Here is a 16,991-nt window from a genome sequence, read left to right on the forward strand (position 1 = left end):
AAACTATTATGAACAGAACGATTATTGCATTGGGGTTGTTGGCATGTTCAGCACATATTGCAGCACAAGACATAAACATATACACTCCGGGCAGTGATGAAGGAATCGTATACTTCCTGCCTAAGACTGCACTGGAAGTCAACATTATTGCTACACGCATCACCTACCAGCCGGGAGAGTTATGCCAGTATGCCAATCGTTACCTGCGCATGAACAACGTAAATCCCCAGCCTGAAACGTACTGGGAAATTAAACAAATTGATGTTCGTTCGGCCGGAGTACCCGATTCCACTCAGGCATATATCATTAAACTGAAGGACAAAAGTGTACTGTCTAACATCGAACTGACTGAAGACGGCATTGCCAAAGCCATAAACACTACGTTCCCGAAAGAGTACGAACAAAAGCAAGACTACGAATTGGAAAAGCCTCTTCCTCACGAAAGTACACGCAAGTACATGACAGAGGAAATTCTGATGGCAGGTTCTACGGCAAAGATGGCGGAACTTACAGCTAAGGAAATCTACAATATACGCGAAAGCAAGAACTTGATTCTGCGTGGACAAGCTGACACGATGCCTAAAGACGGAGCATCCTTGAAACTGATTATCGACAATCTCGACAAGCAGGAAAAGGCACTGACGCAAATGTTTGCCGGAACAACCGACCGTGAAGACAAGGTATTTACAGTCCGTGTCACTCCAGAAGACAATGTAAAAGATAAAATCGTCTTACGTTTTTCTCGCTTACTGGGAGCTTTGTCTACCGATAATCTGGCAGGTGACCCGATATATATCAGTATCAACAGCACAGTTCCGCTGCCAGCCGCAACCGACGACGGTAAGAAAAAGAAAAAACCCGAAGGAGCCATCTACAACATTCCAGGAAAAGGACATGTTTCTGTAAGCTATCAGGGAAAGAAATATTTCGAAAACGATTTGCCCGTTACCCAATTCGGTTCAACTGAAGTATTGGTTAATGACCTGTTCAATAAGAAAATCAATACACGCGTTGTATTCAATCCGGCAACTGGAGCAATTCTGAAGATAGAAAAAGACTGATTCCAATTATACTAAAAAAAGTCATGGGGCTGCACCGTCAATTAATCCTCGGTACAGCCCCATTACTTTTTTTCTCTGCGATAAAGCCTTACACATAAAAAAAACACCTCCGCAGAAGTCCACCTGCAGAGGTATTTTATCAATCATTTTTTCAGGAACAGTCCGTTTCCTGCTTATAATCCAAAAGCAATTATTTTATGTTAGCCTCTTCCAGTTTGTATCCGAACTTCTTGTCGGCTACTTTCAGCGCAAAGGCGATTATCAATGACAGCACTGCAAGACCTGTAAAGATGCACATCGGCAACGTATAATCGTATAGATTCGCACCATTTACCTTTCCTACAATACAATATTTATCCAGCACAACACCAATCAAAGTAGGTATACCCCACAATCCGATATTCTGAATAAAGAAAATCAATGCATAAGCAGTGCCCAACTGATGAGCAGGGAATATCTTGGCAACCGAAGGCCACATGGCAGAAGGTACCAGCGAAAAAGCAACACCCAGTATAATCATCAGCACGATGGCTACCAAAGAACTGGTAACAAAAGGCAGTGCATAAATACAATGTACCCCAATCAGCATGGCAGCACCCAGCATCATGATAGAAGCAGCCTTACCACGTTTATCGACCATTCCACCGAATACCGGAGTAAGGAACAAAGCGCCCAAAGCAGGAAGTCCGGCAAAGAATCCGGCAACACTTTCATCGATGCCATATTTACTGATCATCAATTCGGAAGCAAACTTCTGGAACGGGAATACACATGAATAGAACAATACGCAAAGCAAGGCAATCAACCAGAAACCCGGATTAGAAAGAATTTTGGCAACATCCTTGAACGAGAATTTTTCTTCCGGAGAATTGTCCACTTCAGCCTCAATCTGACGGTCCAGCTTCTTATCCAATACAGAAAATGCAAAGAAAGCAATCAAACCACCTACCAGACATACCAGTCCGACCAGTACCGGAGTTGTAATATCGTAAGCACGCGCCATCGGGATAGCCACTGCATAGGCAGCCTGCGAACCCACACGAGCCAGCGCAACCTGAACACCCATCGCTGTAGCCATTTCCTTTCCACGGAACCATTTTGCAATCATCTTGGTAACGGTGATACCCGCAACTTCTGCTCCCACACCAAAGACAGAGTAACCAGCCGATGCCACGAATACACTTACCTTATATCCCAATATCGTACCGGTAGCATCTGCCATGCCAGTCATGGCATAATATTCTACTCCTGTACCCAGCACCATCAGTATGGTAGCCAGTTTTCCGGTGAAGCGAATACCAAAACGGTCAAGTATCAGTCCACCCCATATCAACATCAGGAAGAAAACATTCAGAAAGCTGTATGCCCCCGTAAAGAGTCCAAACTCACTACTATCCCACTTCAAATCGGTTTCAAGCATCGTCTTCAACGGTGCAACAACATCATTTACGTAATACGCAGCCATCATTGTGAAAGCAACGATAGCCAATGCTCCCCAGCGGATAGCCCGGGAATCATTCAGTCTTTTGAGATTCTGTTCTTTCATCTATTTTTTATTTATTTTTATATATTCCTTAAAAATGCGACAAAGATACGTTTTTTTTCATCGTTTCTATTTCATTTTTCAAAATATGTTCTAACTTTGTAACAGAACGTAACACACATTTAAGGTAAAACGCGTGCAAAGTTCTATAATCAATTTCATTCCATCAATAAAAAGAATCAACCATGAGAAAAACAAAAGTTACAGTTCTTTGCGCCGTAATGAGCGGAAGTCTTCTATTTTCCTCTTGCATCGGTTCATTCGGACTTTGGAGCAAGCTTAAAGACTGGAATCAAGGATTAGGCAATAAATTTGTAAACGAAATCGTATTTCTGGCATTTCATATCGTACCGGTATACGAAGTTGCTTACATAGCCGACATTGTAGTACTGAACTCCATCGAATTCTGGTCGGGTTCAAACCCCATTGCACAAGTAGGTACAGAAAAAACAATCCAAGGTGAAAATGGTGAATACCTTGTACGTACCAACGCCGACGGTTACACCATTATTAAAAAAGGAGAAGAAGACAAACCTCTGGATTTAGTATACAATAAAGAAAACCGCACATGGAATGCGGTAGCCGAAGGACAGACATTCGAACTGATAACCATGAACGAAGACGGAACCATTACATTCAAACAGAAAGATGGTACTCCGATGACTGTTACCCCCGACATGATGGGACTGTCTACAGCACGTGCCACACAAAACGGTTCGTTATTCTTCGCTGCAAAATAAGCAATCAATCGAAAACACACATACACACAGAGAAATGTGCTGGAATTTTATAGAATAAATTCCGGCACATTTTCTTTTATACAGCAGTGTCTTCCCTGTCCGGTAGCGGTACACAGCAAGTCGGCAAACAAATTCAATAAAAAAAGCAGCCTCTCCACCACGGAGAAGCTGCTTCACTATTATAATTAAGGTGTATAAAGTCTTTATTATCTACCTGTCATTAGCACTGAGCCAACTTACCGTCTGAGCCCAATACGTTGATGATTTTGTGCTTGTAAAGTTTTTCCATGTTATCACGAGCCGGGCCCAGATATTTACGTGGATCGAATTCAGCTGGTTTTTCAGCGAATACTTTACGGATAGCAGCAGTCATAGCCAGACGAGAGTCTGAGTCAATGTTGATCTTGCAAACTGCAGATTTAGCAGCCTTACGCAACTGATCTTCAGGAATACCGATAGCTGCTTCCAGTTTACCTCCGTATTTGTTGATAGTATCAACTTCTTCCTGAGGAACTGAAGAAGATCCGTGAAGAACGATAGGGAATCCAGGAAGTTTCTGCATTACAGCGTCCAGAACAGCGAATTCCAATGGAGGAGGAACCAGACGACCTGTAGCCGGATCAACGTGGCACTGTTCCGGTTTGAACTTGTAAGCACCGTGAGAAGTACCGATTGAGATAGCCAATGAATCGCAACCTGTACGAGTAGCGAAGTCGATTACTTCTTCAGGGTTAGTGTAAGTGTGGTGTTCTGCAGAAACTTCATCTTCTACACCAGCCAATACACCAAGTTCACCTTCAACTGTTACGTCGAACTGATGTGCATAGTCAACTACCTTCTTAGTCAAAGCTACGTTTTCTTCGTAAGGCAGGTGAGAACCGTCGATCATAACTGAAGAGAATCCCATGTCGATGCAAGATTTGCAGAGTTCGAAAGAATCTCCGTGGTCGAGGTGCAATACGATTTCAGGATGAGCGCAGCCCAATTCCTTAGCATATTCTACAGCACCTTCTGCCATGTAACGCAGCAAAGTCTGGTTTGCATAGTTACGAGCACCTTTAGATACCTGAAGAATAACCGGAGATTTTGTTTCTACAGCTGCTTTGATGATAGCCTGCAACTGTTCCATATTATTGAAGTTGAATGCAGGGATAGCGTATCCACCTTTGATTGCTCTGGCAAACATATCTCTAGTGTTTACCAAGCCTAATTCTTTGTAATTAACCATTGTTGTAAATTTTATAATTGTTAGTGATTAAATTCCATACGCAAATTTAAGAAGAAATGTCACAACTCTTTTCTTCCGCCGATAAAAAAAGTGTTTCAACCATGCACATTTTGACTTAAATCATTTCGATTTTGCCTAAAAACACCTTAGTATGCAAAGTGTATGTTACAAATATAACTGCCGTATCCGCCCTTTCAAAAAGTTAAAACAAGCCTCTGTTTTCATCATTACAGGCCGTACAAGAAAGCATTTTTACACCTTATAATATATGAAAAACGACATATCTTCCGAAAAAGCTCCCTGCCTCGGATTACATCCGACAGTTCTTTATATAAAAAATTGCACAAATCATTTTCTATTTCAAAGAAAAGCAGTATCTTTGCAACCCGAAACAGACCATTACACACTTGTTTTGCAGTGTTACCACATATAGCAAATAATAACAATAAAAGTATATACTGAAATGAAAAAAGGCATTCATCCTGAAAACTACCGTCCGGTAGTATTTAAAGACATGTCAAACGGTGACATGTTCTTGTCACGTTCAACTTGTGCAACTAAAGACACAGTAGAATTCGAAGGCGAAACTTATCCTTGTGTTAAGTTGGAAATCTCTAGTAGCTCTCACCCGTTCTACACAGGTAAATCTAAATTGGTAGACACTGCAGGACGTGTTGATAAGTTCATGAGCCGTTACAACCGTATCAAGAAGTAATTATTACTTGCCGATATATAGAATCGGGCGTTTCTTTCACGTGGGAAACGCCCGATTTTATTTTATTCCCTCCCTTCCTTTTCGTCCGGCATTCGGTCAGGATGCCGTGCCGTCCGCAACAGCCGTTTTCTTCTCTTCCGCCTTTATCCGCCTCCGTCTTTTACACTCCGGCATAGTCTTCCCTGCAAGGTAATAGCTGTTCATAAATCTTTCCCGACCTTTTATTACATGCTTCCCGAGAACAGTATAAAAACGTCTTGACGTTTTCCGAAAATTTGTACAAAAAATAATCTTTTTTGTACAAAAAAAGAAGGCATTGCCACGAGAGATTCTACCCTCTCCCAGCAATGCCTCAACAATATCAGCAAGAACTTTTCAGAAAGCCTTACTTTGCAGTATCTTTTGCACGTATTTCCACACGGCGAATCTTTCCGCTGATAGTCTTTGGAAGCTCGTCGACAAACTCGATGACGCGCGGATATTTGTAAGGAGCAGTCACACGCTTTACATGATCCTGCAATTCTTTTATCAGTTCCGGACCGGCTTTCTGCTTGTAATCCTTTGCCAGAACGATAGTAGCCTTTACCACCTGACCACGTATTTCATCGGGCACACCGGTTATGGCGCACTCAACAACAGCCGGATGAGTCATCAAAGCACTTTCTACTTCAAACGGGCCGATACGGTAACCCGAGCTCTTGATTACATCATCGGCACGACCTACAAACCAGTAGTATCCGTCTTCATCGCGCCATGCCACATCTCCTGTATAATATACTCCGTCGTGCCATGCTTCACGCGTCAGTTCCGGATCACGATAATATTCCTTAAACAATCCCAGCGGCTTGCCCTTATCGGTACGGACAACTATTTGTCCCTGCTCACCATCTTCGGCCGAACGACCGTCGGGAGTCAGCAAATCGATATCGTACTGCGGATTGGGCACTCCCATGCTGCCCGGTTTCGGATCCATCCATGGGAAAGTAGCAAGAGTAAGAGCTGTTTCTGTCTGTCCGAATCCTTCCATCAGACGGATGCCTGTAATTTTCTTGAATGTTTCATAAACCGAATAGTTCAAAGCCTCGCCGGCAGTAGTACAATATTCCAACGATGACAGGTCGAACTTGCTCAAGTCCTCACGAATCAAGAAACGGTAGATGGTAGGAGGCGCACACAAAGAAGTAATATGATAATCGTGAATCTTCTGCAAGATATCGGCAGGCGTAAACTTTTCATGATCGTATACAAAAATATTGGCCCCGGCAATCATCTGACCATAAAGTTTTCCCCATACAGCCTTACCCCATCCGGTATCGGCAATCGTAAGGTGAAGACTATCTTCATGCAGATTATGCCAGAAACATCCCGTCGCAATATGTCCCAGCGGATAAGTAAAGTCGTGTGCCACCATCTTAGGTTCTCCGGTAGTACCCGAAGTAAAATACATCAGCATGATGTCGTCATTCGTATTCACATGTTCCGGACGCACAAAAGGAGCAGCACTTTCAATGCCCTTGTGGAAGTCCTCAAAACCTTCCGGATAATCCGGTCCTACGCTGACCAGCTTCTCTACGCTGGGAGATTCAGGCATTGCATCCAGTATATGCTTGGTAATAACTTCTTCACCCGCAGCCACAATCATCTTGATAGTAGCAGCCTTGCAGCGGTAAACGATATCTTTTTTTGTCAGCAAATGAGTAGCAGGAATAACAATAGCGCCAATTTTATGCAAAGCCAGAATGGAGAACCAGAATTCATAACGGCGCTTCAGAATCAGCATGACCTTATCACCATGACCTATACCGAGGCTTTGAAAATAAGAAGCCGTCATATCGGTATATTTCTTCAGATCGGCATAAGTAAACTGAATATGTTCTCCTTTGTCGTTTGTCCAAAGCAAGGCATTCTTTTCCGGACGCTCTGCTGCCCAGGCATCCACTACATCGTAACCGAAATTAAAGTTTTCGGGGACTTTTATCTTGAAATGCTTTATAAAGTCCTCTTGCGAGGTAAAGCTTGTTTGTTCCAAAAATCGTTCTAACATATATTATATCGATTGTTTTTAGTAGTTGGTTTGTATTGTTTATTGCATAACGACAGCCAGAAACTTCACGGTCTTTCCATCGAGTGCCAGCATGCCATGTGGCTTACTCGAATCGAAATAAAGGCTGTCCCCCGGATTCAGGATAAGCTCCTTGCCGTTGATGTTCAGCAGCATACGTCCTTCTATCACCAGATTAAACTCCTGTCCTTCATGAGTATTGAAGTATACCGGAGTACCTTCCGGTTTCGGTTCTACCGTTACTACAAACGGATCAGCCTTACGTCCCTTGAAGCCAGAAGCAAGCGACTGGTATTTATATGCTTTGGTTCGCTCTACAGAAACACCTGTTCCACGGCGAGTAAGAAAATAAGATTTCATCTTTGGCTCTTCACCAAACATCAGTTCATCCAGCGTAATGCCGTACTTACGTGCTATCCGCTGCAATACGCTCACGGAGAAATCACACTCACCCGACTCAAGGGCACGATATTCTTCCACCGCAAAGTTACAGTCGGCAGCCACTTCCTCCACACTCAAGTCTAAAGCGTCGCGCAAACCTTTCAAGCGTTCGGCTATCTGCTTAATTTGTTCATCCATATTTATTATGCTTTAAAAATGATTTTCAGATTAGTCAAGGTACAGGTAATCGTAATGCACCAGCGGACGCTGCCCGTGCATGCCCAGCATTTCGCGCGCCTCAGCAGAGTCGACTCCGATACGTCCCACTCCAATCTGGCACCCCCGTGCATCCATTATCTTTACGATATCGTCTTTTTCAAACTCTCCTTCGATAGCCGTCACTCCCACCGGAAGTATACTGACAGCCTTTTTGCCTTTCACAGCCTTGACGGCTTGGTCGTTCAGGTGCAATTCTCCTTTGGCAAATCCTTCGCTGTGAGCAATCCACTTCTTGACACTCGACACAGCTTCGGAAGAAGGAACAAAACGCGTACAGACCGTTTCGTCGGGATGCTGCAACAAATCGAGTAAAATATTTTCCTTTTTCCCGTTGGCAATAATAACAGTAATGCCTTCATCGGCCACTTTGCGGGCTATAGTCGTCTTGGTAAGCATACCTCCCCTGCCAAAGCCCGACTTCTCGGTCTGAATATAGTCGGACAAATCCTTTCCATGTTCCACCTCCCGTATGACCGATGTACCCGGCTGCGAAGGCGAACCATTGTAAATACCATCAATATTACTCAGGATTATCAGTGCCTGCACATCAAGCATTGAAGCAATCATGCCCGAAAGCTCATCATTATCGGTAAACATCAGTTCAGTAACGGAAATTGTATCATTTTCGTTTACGATAGGAATCACCCCGGTTTCCAGCATCACCCGCATACAGTTACGCTGGTTCAGATAATGACGACGGGTAGCAAAACTCTCCTTTGTTGTCAGTACTTGCCCTACGGCAATGCCATGTTCACGAAACAGTTCGTAATATCGGTTTATCAGTTTTGCCTGTCCCACGGCCGAATACAACTGACGCTGTTCAACACTGTCGAGCTTTCGCGACACTTTTATCTCACTGCGCCCCGAAGCAACGGCTCCCGAAGAAATTAGCACAACCTCTACTCCTGCCTTATGCAGTTCGGCTATCTGATCAACCAGTGCCGACACACGCGTTACGTCCAGCGTTCCGTCCCGGCGGGTAAGTACGTTACTTCCTACCTTTACTGCTATCTTTGTAAACTGATATGCCATAATAACGTCTGTTTCTTTTTTTCGCATGGCAAATATAACTTTTTACTTCGTAAAGCAAGCGAACTGCATGAATAAAATATAAAATTGTTACTTATTGATACACATCAATCCAAATTCAGGGGAAAATCAGTACCTTTGCGTGACAAAAATTTAACACCTTACTACATATGGTCAAAGCTATCTTCTTCGATATCGACGGCACACTGGTATCATTCAATACACATGCTATTCCTCAGTCTACACAAGACGCACTGAAACAATTGCGTGAAAAAGGTATCAAGGTATTCATTGCAACAGGACGCCCCAAAGTACTGATGATGGAAGCTGTAGGACATTTACCGTTCGACGGGTTCATTACCCTGAACGGCGCACACTGTTTCACTTCCACCCATCAGGATATTTACAAGGGGAATATACCGGAAGACGATATTGAGCGCCTCATCGGTTATCATCACGAGCATCCGGAAACACCTTTCGTCTTTGTACACGACGACGAATGGTTCATTACCAATGTAAACGAGGCAGTAAAGGAAGTAGCTCAACTGATTGAAATAAATATTCCTCCCGTACGTCCTATAGAAGAAGCGCGCAACAAGGAAATCTTACAGATTATGGGATATTTTAAAGAGGACGATGAACTGGAAGTATTCCGCAAGGTACTGACACATTGCGAACCGATGCGCTGGTATCCACTCTTCGCCGATATTATCGCACGCGGCAACAGCAAAAGCAAAGGAATAGACCATGTACTGGATTATTATGGTATCGACCTGAAAGACACGATGGCGTTTGGCGACGGAGGTAATGACGTCCCCATGCTGAGTCACGTAGGACTGGGAGTGGCTATGGGCAATGCTTCTCCTGAAGTACAGGCAGCTGCCAATTATGTAACAACTTCGGTAGACGAAGACGGTATCATAAATGCCCTGAAGCATTTCAATATCTTATAAGAACTGAAGTGAAAGAATAACAGCCGGACGTTTTGTCTTGCCGGCATTTCGCAGAACAATACTTACCTTTCAGCAAATATCGATTGCCCCGACAACTGTCCTTAACAGCATCATTCAGGTCGGGGCAATCGACATCTCTGAAAAAAAGATCAATATCAATCAATCCAGAGTTTTGCCAGATAATCGTAGTGTTCACCTTCCGCTACGATTTCGGCATGAAATCCGTATTGCGACACATAAGCAGAAAGAGTATCAAAATCGATATACAACCAGTCGAATGTATCTCCTTTTATCTGCTTGTACTGCATCCGGAAGTCAACTTCTCCATAATAATCAGCAGCCAGATCGAGCACATAACTGCCGTCTTCATCTTCATACAGGTAACGCAAATCGCTGGAATCTAACAAAATACATCCTCCAGGAGCAAGCAATTGCTTCATCCGCAGACAAAAATCGGGCATATTTTTCAATTTGCCGATAATACCCGAACCATTCATCAGCATTAGAATCGTATCAAACTGTCCGGTAAAATGTTCATCGAATACATTGACATGCAACGCCTTTACTCCCCGTTCCTGCATAGCCTTGACCGACAGCGGCGATATATCAATAGCAAGACTGTCCTTTCCCAACTCCTTTAGAGCCAGCGAATGGCAGCCACTTCCCGCTCCCACATCCAGAATCCGGCCCTTCGCCAGTTGCAAGGCTACCTGTTCCTGACGGGGCATATCCTTGTAGGTACGAAACAATTCCGTTACGGGAATCTCATCTTCATCAAACTGCGAGGAAAACACCCGCAAGCGTCCAGCCTTACCCAGTTTGAGAAAATCATAAATAGCAGCCCCCATCGGGTCCTTTTCTTCCGGCAATAAATTTATATCCATATCAGTGAATTATTCATTATTATATATACCGGCAAAGATACAAAAAGAGGTTTAAACTGCATAACAATGATTATTTATTCATCCCGTTTGTATAAATCGAGAATAAAACAAGAAAAAAATACGTTTTTCTGTATATTATTTCAATATTATCTGTATATTTGCAGCCTATTAAAGAATAATTATACACAATGAAAAGTAAGAACAGCCGACTTGATTCCATTAAGATGATTATCTCAAGCAAGGAGATAGGAAGCCAGGAAGAGCTTCTTCAGGAGCTGGCAAAGGAAGGTTTCCAACTGACACAAGCAACACTTTCACGCGACTTGAAACAACTGAAAGTTGCCAAGGCTGCCAGCATGAACGGAAATTATGTATACGTATTGCCCAACAATACCATGTACAAACGTATGACCGAACCCCACACAGCCTCTGAGATGCTCCGTCAACCGGGATTTGTGTCTATTGAATTTTCCGAAAATATTGCAGTCATCAAGACAAGACCAGGATATGCCAGCAGTCTGGCATACGACATCGACAACAATCACTTCCACGAAATCATCGGAACCATTGCTGGCGACGACACAATCATGCTCATTGTCCGTGAAGGCTGTACCCGCACCAGCGTAAAACAAGCACTGGCACATGTAATACCGAATATAAACCTAATAAAATAAGATACAGAAAGAAAATGGATACTAAACAAATTGATGTTATGGTAGCCGACGCCTCACACGAGGTATACGTTGACACAATATTAGATACAATCCGTGAAGCAGCCAAAGTGCGCGGCACAGGTATCGCAGAACGTACGCACGAATATGTAGCGACAAAGATGAAAGAAGGTAAAGCTATCATCGCTTTGTGTGGTAACGAATTTGCAGGATTCACTTACATCGAATCATGGGGGAATAAACAGTTTGTAGCAACCTCCGGACTTATTGTACATCCTAAATATCGCGGATGCGGACTTGCCAAACGTATCAAGCATGCGTCATTTACACTGGCACGTCTGCGCTGGCCGAAAACAAAGATTTTCAGTCTGACTTCGGGAGCTGCCGTAATGAAAATGAATACAGAATTAGGATATGTACCTGTCACTTTCAATGAGCTGACCGATGATGAATCGTTCTGGAAAGGATGTGAGGGTTGTATCAACCACGAAATTCTGGTTGCCAAAAAGCGTAAGTTCTGTATCTGCACAGCCATGCTTTACGATCCGGCATTGCACACAGACGACAAAATAAATAATTTTTAAATTCAATCAATCAACAAGAATATTAATACAGAAAAAGATGCCTCATTTTTCAGCCATCGTTTTTCACTAAATAAAAGCCTTATGGAAGAAAAGAAAAAAGTAGTCGTTGCGTTCAGCGGCGGGCTGGACACCTCATTTACAGTCATGTATCTGGCAAAGGAAAAAGGTTATGAAGTATATGCGGCTTGTGCCAACACAGGCGGATTCAGCCCCGAACAGTTGAAGCAGAACGAGGAAAATGCCTATAAGTTGGGAGCCACCAAATATGTTACACTCGACGTTACTCAGGAATATTATGCAAAGAGTTTGAAATACATGATTTTCGGAAACGTATTGCGTAACGGTACTTATCCTATTTCTGTAAGCTCGGAACGTATCTTCCAGGCACTTGCCATTGCACGTTATGCCAATGAAATCGGAGCACATGCCATTGCTCACGGTTCTACAGGTGCAGGCAATGACCAGGTTCGCTTCGATATGACTTTCCTGGTAATGGCTCCGGGAGTTGAAATCATTACGCTTACCCGCGATATGGCACTGAGCCGTGATTATGAAATCAATTACCTGAAAGAACATGGCTTTGAGGCTGATTTTACCAAACTGAAATATTCATATAATGTAGGTATATGGGGAACTTCTATCTGTGGAGGTGAAATTCTGGATTCAACTCAGGGATTACCAGAAAGCGCATACCTGAAACAGGTAACAAAAACGGGCAGTGAACAGCTCAAGCTAGAATTCAAAAAAGGAGAATTGTATGCTGTCAACGGTGAAGTGTTCGAAGATAAAATCAAAGCTATTCAGAAAGTAGAAGAAATCGGAGCAGCTTACGGTATCGGACGTGACATGCACGTAGGCGATACCATCATCGGTATCAAGGGACGTGTAGGCTTCGAAGCCGCCGCTCCTATGCTGATTATCGGTGCACACAAGTTTCTCGAAAAATATACATTGAGCAAATGGCAGCAGTACTGGAAAGATCAGGTAGCCAACTGGTATGGCATGTTCCTGCACGAAAGCCAGTATCTGGAACCGGTAATGCGCGACATCGAAGCTATGCTTCAGGAATCACAGCGTAATGTAAACGGTACAGCTATTCTCGAACTTCGTCCGTATTGCTTCTCTACCGTAGGCGTCGATTCAAAAGACGATCTGGTTAAGAATAAATTCGGTGAATATGGTGAAATGCAGAAAGGATGGACTGCCGAAGATGCTAAAGGCTTCATCAAGGTACTCTCTACTCCGCTGCGTGCTTATTATGCAAACCATAAAGACGAGGAGAATATCTGATTATGTCTGGTAACCAAAAGCTCAGACGTCCACGTACGGGAAGAATGATAAGCGGAGTATGTGCAGGACTGGCGAACTTCTTCGGTCTTGATGTATCTATCATCCGCATCGTATACGTGATACTGACTTTTTTTACTGCATTTGCAGGTATACCTATTTATATATTAATGTGGATTATTATTCCACAAGAAAACAACCATTATTTTCATGATTAAAGTAGGAATTATAGGAGGGGCTGGATATACGGCAGGCGAACTGATTCGCCTGCTCATCAACCACCCTGATGTAGAAATAAAATTCATAAACAGCTCCAGTAACGCCGGCAATAAGATTACCGACGTGCACGAAGGATTGTACGGCGAAACCGATCTGGTATTTACAGATGAATTACCGCTCGATACAGTCGACGTCATATTCTTCTGTACAGCACACGGTGACACCAAGAAATTCATAGAAAGCCACGACATCCCCGAAAATGTGAAAATCATCGACCTCTCGATGGATTACCGTATCAAGGACGAAAGTCATGATTTCGTATACGGTCTTCCAGAACTGAACCGCCGGGTAATTTGCCAGAGCAAGCATGTGGCCAATCCGGGATGCTTTGCTACATGTATCCAGCTTGGATTACTTCCGTTGGCCAAACACCTTATGCTGAATGATGATGTCATGGTAAATGCCATCACCGGAAGTACAGGAGCAGGAGTTAAACCGGGAGCGACTTCACATTTCAGCTGGCGTAACAACAATATGAGCATTTACAAACCGTTTACTCATCAGCATGTTCCCGAAATCAAACAATCTCTGAAACAGCTTCAGAACAGTTTCAATTCTGAAATTGACTTTATCCCGTACCGTGGTGATTTTGCCCGGGGAATTTTTGCCACCATCGTCGTAAAGACCAAAGTGGAGCTGGATGAAATTGTCAAGATGTATAAAGACTATTATGCTGAGGATTCATTTACTCACATTGTAGAAAAGAATATCGATTTGAAACAAGTAGTCAATACCAACAAGTGTCTTATCCACCTGGAAAAACACGGTGATAAGCTGCTCATTGTTTCTTGTATCGATAATCTGCTGAAAGGTGCAAGCGGACAAGCTGTACATAATATGAACCTGATGTTCAACTTAGAAGAAACTACGGGCCTGATGTTGAAGCCCAGCGCTTTCTAAGTGATAAAAACAATTTAAACAAGCCATGAAACTATTCGACGTATATCCCTTGTTCGACGTAAACATCGTACAGGGAAAAGGTTGCCACGTGTGGGACGATAAAGGCCAGGAATATCTTGACCTTTACGGAGGACATGCTGTAATATCCATCGGCCATGCTCATCCGCACTACGTAGAAGCAATCAGCAAACAAGTAGCCAAACTGGGATTCTATTCGAACTCAGTCATCAACAAATTGCAGCAGGAAGTTGCCGACCGTTTGGGCGCAATGTGTGGTTACAACGATTATCAGCTCTTTCTTATCAACTCGGGAGCTGAAGCAAACGAGAACGCACTGAAGCTCGCATCTTTTTATAACGGACGTACCCGTGTCATTTCATTTGCCAAGGCTTTCCACGGACGTACTTCGCTGGCTGTAGAAGTAACAAACAATCCTAAAATCATTGCTCCTATCAACGATAACGGACATGTAACTTATCTCCCGCTCAATGATACCGACAGTATGAAGGCCGAACTTGCCAAAGGCGATGTATGTGCCGTCATCATCGAAGGTATTCAAGGAGTAGGTGGCATCCAGTTGCCTACCAATGAGTTTATGCAGGCTCTACGTCAGGCATGCGACGAAAACAATACCGTACTGATACTCGACGAAATCCAGTCAGGATACGGACGAAGCGGAAAATTCTTTGCACATCAGTACGCAGGCATACGCCCCGATCTTATCACCGTAGCCAAGGGCATCGGAAACGGTTTCCCAATGGCAGGTGTACTTATCAGTCCTAAATTTACTCCGGTATACGGACAACTGGGTACTACATTCGGAGGAAATCATCTTGCCTGTGCAGCTGCTATTGCTGTCCTCGATGTAATGAAAGAAGAGAATCTGATAGAAAACGCAGCACACGTAGGTAGTCACCTGATTGAGGAGTTGAAAAAATTCCCACAAATCAAAGAAGTTCGTGGACTTGGACTAATGATTGGAATGGAATTTGCCGAACCTATAAAAGAATTACGCCAGCGCCTGTTGTTCGAACAGAAAGTATTTACCGGCGTAAGCGGTACCAATGTTATCCGTCTGCTTCCTCCTCTCTGCTTAAGCATGACCGAAGCTGATGAGTTCCTGAGCCGTCTGAACAACGTTCTGACCAAATAAAGACAACTCAACACATATAAGATACAATAGCCATATCATAACTCTAAACGAGGATTGATATGGCTATTTTGTTATACAAGGCACAAAAAAAAAGCGTCATATCTACTCACTAATATGACACTTTTTCAGCAGGAAAGGTAGAATACACTCTCCTTCGCTTTTATCCAAGAATCCTCTACAATTTACATTACATTAAGAACATCTCAGTACCTGACCAATACGTAAGGTTGTGGTACGCTTGATACCGTTTATCTGACACAAGCGATCGATAGAAACATGATACAAACGAGAAATACGTCCTAATGTATCACCCTTACGAATCTTGTGATAACGAATTGCGGACTTCTCAGCATCTGCTGCTCCCGACTTGCCACTCTTTACAGCCGACATAGCTCGTGAACGCTGATATTCATAGCGGTTAGCTCCGCGAATGAACAAATAACTATCTGCTACAATATCTTGTTTGGGGAAATCAAACATAAATTCCGGATTGATGACCTCGCCCAAAAAACGAGTTTCGAAGTGCAAATGTGAACCAGTAGAACGTCCGGTATTACCACCCAATCCAATAGGATCTCCTGCTTTCACATACTCATTCTCCTTAACAATCTGTTTCGAGAGGTGACCGTAAATGGTTTCCAGTCCGTTATCATGACGTATAACTACATATTTACCGTAACCACGACGTTCATATTTCACCATACGCACTTTACCGTCAAAGGCCGCACGGATAGTATCGCCGATATATACCTTGATATCAAGTCCATTGTGCATACGACGCCAACGCGGACCGCACTTAGAAGTAATTATCGTATGAGAAGTTGGCATGCAGAACCCCGTCAAATCGATACGGAAACTATCTGGAACCTGTACAGTGTTACCATAAGCGTGAACACGATCGTTGTTCCAGTTGGGATAAAGACTATAAGCAGGATAAACTGCCTGTTCTGCTTTTATCTGGCGAATCAATGCCAAAGAATCTACTGCTTTTAATTTTCTGTCGATTGGAGCCTGGCGAGCCAACAAATCCTGTCCGGATACATTTATACTGACTAAAGCCAAGGCTGCTACTGCGACTGTTCTAATACATTTTAAAATCATTACGTTTATACTATTTTTCAGCCTGTACCTGCAAGTAATTTTTCGACTCTCTATCTATATTCTCGCTTCGGTACAACTGCCGGTTCAAAACAAATCTACATTAAAAATGTCTTTTTCTGACACTGAGGTTTCAAAAAATCG

At 43.2% G+C, this 16,991-nt stretch carries 17 protein-coding genes; 10 read left to right on the top strand and 7 right to left on the bottom strand.

Annotated features, from left to right (window positions below):
* The first annotated feature begins 8 nt into the window (after positions 1-8).
* Positions 9-1,061 (top strand): DUF4831 family protein, encoded by a 1,053-nt coding sequence (locus WKT12_RS11355; RefSeq protein WP_021970761.1) that lies wholly within the window; start codon positions 9-11, stop codon positions 1,059-1,061.
* Positions 1,062-1,251: 190 nt separating this feature from the next.
* On the opposite strand, the gene WKT12_RS11360 is transcribed toward WKT12_RS11355, so the two are convergent.
* The gene (locus tag WKT12_RS11360) at positions 1,252-2,607 is read right to left on the bottom strand and encodes an MFS transporter (protein ID WP_340319743.1); all 1,356 of its coding nucleotides are present in this window, start codon (positions 2,605-2,607) and stop codon (positions 1,252-1,254) included.
* Between the two features lie 182 nt (positions 2,608-2,789).
* Here WKT12_RS11360 and WKT12_RS11365 point away from each other — a divergent pair, with 182 nt between their 5' ends.
* Positions 2,790-3,344, top strand: a complete 555-nt coding sequence (locus WKT12_RS11365) for a DUF3332 domain-containing protein (RefSeq protein ID WP_021970763.1) — start codon at positions 2,790-2,792, stop codon at positions 3,342-3,344.
* 220 nt (positions 3,345-3,564) lie between these two features.
* Here the strand turns inward: WKT12_RS11365 and WKT12_RS11370 are convergent, their stop codons facing one another.
* On the bottom strand, positions 3,565-4,572 hold the full coding sequence (locus WKT12_RS11370) for a class II fructose-bisphosphate aldolase (RefSeq protein ID WP_340319744.1): 1,008 nt from the start codon (positions 4,570-4,572) through the stop codon (positions 3,565-3,567).
* 463 nt (positions 4,573-5,035) lie between these two features.
* Here WKT12_RS11370 and WKT12_RS11375 point away from each other — a divergent pair, with 463 nt between their 5' ends.
* Positions 5,036-5,287 carry a type B 50S ribosomal protein L31 gene (locus WKT12_RS11375; protein ID WP_007571099.1) on the top strand — a complete coding sequence of 84 codons (252 nt, stop codon included), beginning with the start codon at positions 5,036-5,038 and terminating at the stop codon, positions 5,285-5,287.
* A 385-nt stretch (positions 5,288-5,672) separates the two neighbouring features.
* On the opposite strand, the gene WKT12_RS11380 is transcribed toward WKT12_RS11375, so the two are convergent.
* Genes WKT12_RS11380 through proB form a run of 3 tightly spaced genes read right to left on the bottom strand, consistent with a single transcriptional unit; the run spans position 5,673 to position 9,041 of the window.
* Positions 5,673-7,331 (bottom strand): AMP-binding protein, encoded by a 1,659-nt coding sequence (locus tag WKT12_RS11380; protein WP_021969880.1) that lies wholly within the window; start codon positions 7,329-7,331, stop codon positions 5,673-5,675.
* Positions 7,332-7,370: 39 nt separating this feature from the next.
* Positions 7,371-7,928, bottom strand: coding sequence for a helix-turn-helix domain-containing protein (locus WKT12_RS11385; protein WP_340319745.1), 558 nt, complete (start codon positions 7,926-7,928; stop codon positions 7,371-7,373).
* Between the two features lie 30 nt (positions 7,929-7,958).
* Positions 7,959-9,041, bottom strand: a complete 1,083-nt coding sequence (proB, locus tag WKT12_RS11390; RefSeq protein ID WP_340319746.1) for a glutamate 5-kinase — start codon at positions 9,039-9,041, stop codon at positions 7,959-7,961.
* A gap of 167 nt (positions 9,042-9,208) precedes the next feature.
* Here proB and WKT12_RS11395 point away from each other — a divergent pair, with 167 nt between their 5' ends.
* Complete coding sequence (locus WKT12_RS11395; protein WP_340319747.1) at positions 9,209-9,991, top strand: Cof-type HAD-IIB family hydrolase; 783 nt, start codon at positions 9,209-9,211, stop codon at positions 9,989-9,991.
* Between the two features lie 155 nt (positions 9,992-10,146).
* Here the strand turns inward: WKT12_RS11395 and WKT12_RS11400 are convergent, their stop codons facing one another.
* Positions 10,147-10,875 carry a class I SAM-dependent methyltransferase gene (locus WKT12_RS11400; protein ID WP_021969876.1) on the bottom strand — a complete coding sequence of 243 codons (729 nt, stop codon included), beginning with the start codon at positions 10,873-10,875 and terminating at the stop codon, positions 10,147-10,149.
* 188 nt (positions 10,876-11,063) lie between these two features.
* Between WKT12_RS11400 and argR the strand changes: the two genes are divergently transcribed.
* The 6 genes from argR to WKT12_RS11430 all read left to right on the top strand — a co-directional run bounded on the left by argR (position 11,064) and on the right by WKT12_RS11430 (position 15,749).
* Complete coding sequence (argR, locus tag WKT12_RS11405) at positions 11,064-11,549, top strand: arginine repressor (RefSeq protein WP_021969875.1); 486 nt, start codon at positions 11,064-11,066, stop codon at positions 11,547-11,549.
* 14 nt (positions 11,550-11,563) lie between these two features.
* Positions 11,564-12,130, top strand: a complete 567-nt coding sequence (locus tag WKT12_RS11410; protein WP_340319748.1) for a GNAT family N-acetyltransferase — start codon at positions 11,564-11,566, stop codon at positions 12,128-12,130.
* A gap of 81 nt (positions 12,131-12,211) precedes the next feature.
* Positions 12,212-13,420: an argininosuccinate synthase gene (locus WKT12_RS11415; RefSeq protein ID WP_021969873.1), complete on the top strand. Its 1,209-nt coding sequence runs from the start codon at positions 12,212-12,214 to the stop codon at positions 13,418-13,420.
* A 2-nt stretch (positions 13,421-13,422) separates the two neighbouring features.
* Positions 13,423-13,635 (top strand): PspC domain-containing protein, encoded by a 213-nt coding sequence (locus WKT12_RS11420; protein WP_340319749.1) that lies wholly within the window; start codon positions 13,423-13,425, stop codon positions 13,633-13,635.
* Positions 13,628-14,596, top strand: a complete 969-nt coding sequence (argC, locus tag WKT12_RS11425; protein WP_021969872.1) for an N-acetyl-gamma-glutamyl-phosphate reductase — start codon at positions 13,628-13,630, stop codon at positions 14,594-14,596. The genes WKT12_RS11420 and argC overlap by 8 nt, the downstream gene beginning before the upstream one ends.
* Positions 14,597-14,621: 25 nt before the next feature.
* Positions 14,622-15,749 (top strand): aspartate aminotransferase family protein, encoded by a 1,128-nt coding sequence (locus tag WKT12_RS11430; protein WP_340319750.1) that lies wholly within the window; start codon positions 14,622-14,624, stop codon positions 15,747-15,749.
* 192 nt (positions 15,750-15,941) lie between these two features.
* On the opposite strand, the gene WKT12_RS11435 is transcribed toward WKT12_RS11430, so the two are convergent.
* Positions 15,942-16,850, bottom strand: coding sequence for a peptidoglycan DD-metalloendopeptidase family protein (locus WKT12_RS11435; protein ID WP_021969870.1), 909 nt, complete (start codon positions 16,848-16,850; stop codon positions 15,942-15,944).
* Between the last annotated feature and the right edge of the window lie 141 nt (positions 16,851-16,991).

The sequence above is a fragment of the Phocaeicola sp. HCN-6420 genome, from assembly GCF_037890145.1.
GTDB lineage: Bacteria > Bacteroidota > Bacteroidia > Bacteroidales > Bacteroidaceae > Phocaeicola.

Bases quoted from the DNA above. Each gene is read 5' to 3' on its own strand.
- WKT12_RS11400 (WP_021969876.1), bottom strand. From the start codon at position 10,875: ATGGATATAAATTTATTGCCGGAAGAAAAGGACCCGATGGGGGCTGCT.
- WKT12_RS11435 (WP_021969870.1), bottom strand. From the start codon at position 16,850: ATGATTTTAAAATGTATTAGAACAGTCGCAGTAGCAGCCTTGGCTTTA.
- WKT12_RS11360 (WP_340319743.1), bottom strand. From the start codon at position 2,607: ATGAAAGAACAGAATCTCAAAAGACTGAATGATTCCCGGGCTATCCGC.
- WKT12_RS11420 (WP_340319749.1), top strand. From the start codon at position 13,423: ATGTCTGGTAACCAAAAGCTCAGACGTCCACGTACGGGAAGAATGATA.
- WKT12_RS11365 (WP_021970763.1), top strand. From the start codon at position 2,790: ATGAGAAAAACAAAAGTTACAGTTCTTTGCGCCGTAATGAGCGGAAGT.
- argC (WP_021969872.1), top strand. From the start codon at position 13,628: ATGATTAAAGTAGGAATTATAGGAGGGGCTGGATATACGGCAGGCGAA.
- proB (WP_340319746.1), bottom strand. From the start codon at position 9,041: ATGGCATATCAGTTTACAAAGATAGCAGTAAAGGTAGGAAGTAACGTA.
- WKT12_RS11380 (WP_021969880.1), bottom strand. From the start codon at position 7,331: ATGTTAGAACGATTTTTGGAACAAACAAGCTTTACCTCGCAAGAGGAC.
- WKT12_RS11355 (WP_021970761.1), top strand. From the start codon at position 9: ATGAACAGAACGATTATTGCATTGGGGTTGTTGGCATGTTCAGCACAT.
- WKT12_RS11375 (WP_007571099.1), top strand. From the start codon at position 5,036: ATGAAAAAAGGCATTCATCCTGAAAACTACCGTCCGGTAGTATTTAAA.
- WKT12_RS11395 (WP_340319747.1), top strand. From the start codon at position 9,209: ATGGTCAAAGCTATCTTCTTCGATATCGACGGCACACTGGTATCATTC.
- WKT12_RS11385 (WP_340319745.1), bottom strand. From the start codon at position 7,928: ATGGATGAACAAATTAAGCAGATAGCCGAACGCTTGAAAGGTTTGCGC.
- WKT12_RS11370 (WP_340319744.1), bottom strand. From the start codon at position 4,572: ATGGTTAATTACAAAGAATTAGGCTTGGTAAACACTAGAGATATGTTT.
- WKT12_RS11430 (WP_340319750.1), top strand. From the start codon at position 14,622: ATGAAACTATTCGACGTATATCCCTTGTTCGACGTAAACATCGTACAG.
- WKT12_RS11410 (WP_340319748.1), top strand. From the start codon at position 11,564: ATGGATACTAAACAAATTGATGTTATGGTAGCCGACGCCTCACACGAG.
- WKT12_RS11415 (WP_021969873.1), top strand. From the start codon at position 12,212: ATGGAAGAAAAGAAAAAAGTAGTCGTTGCGTTCAGCGGCGGGCTGGAC.
- argR (WP_021969875.1), top strand. From the start codon at position 11,064: ATGAAAAGTAAGAACAGCCGACTTGATTCCATTAAGATGATTATCTCA.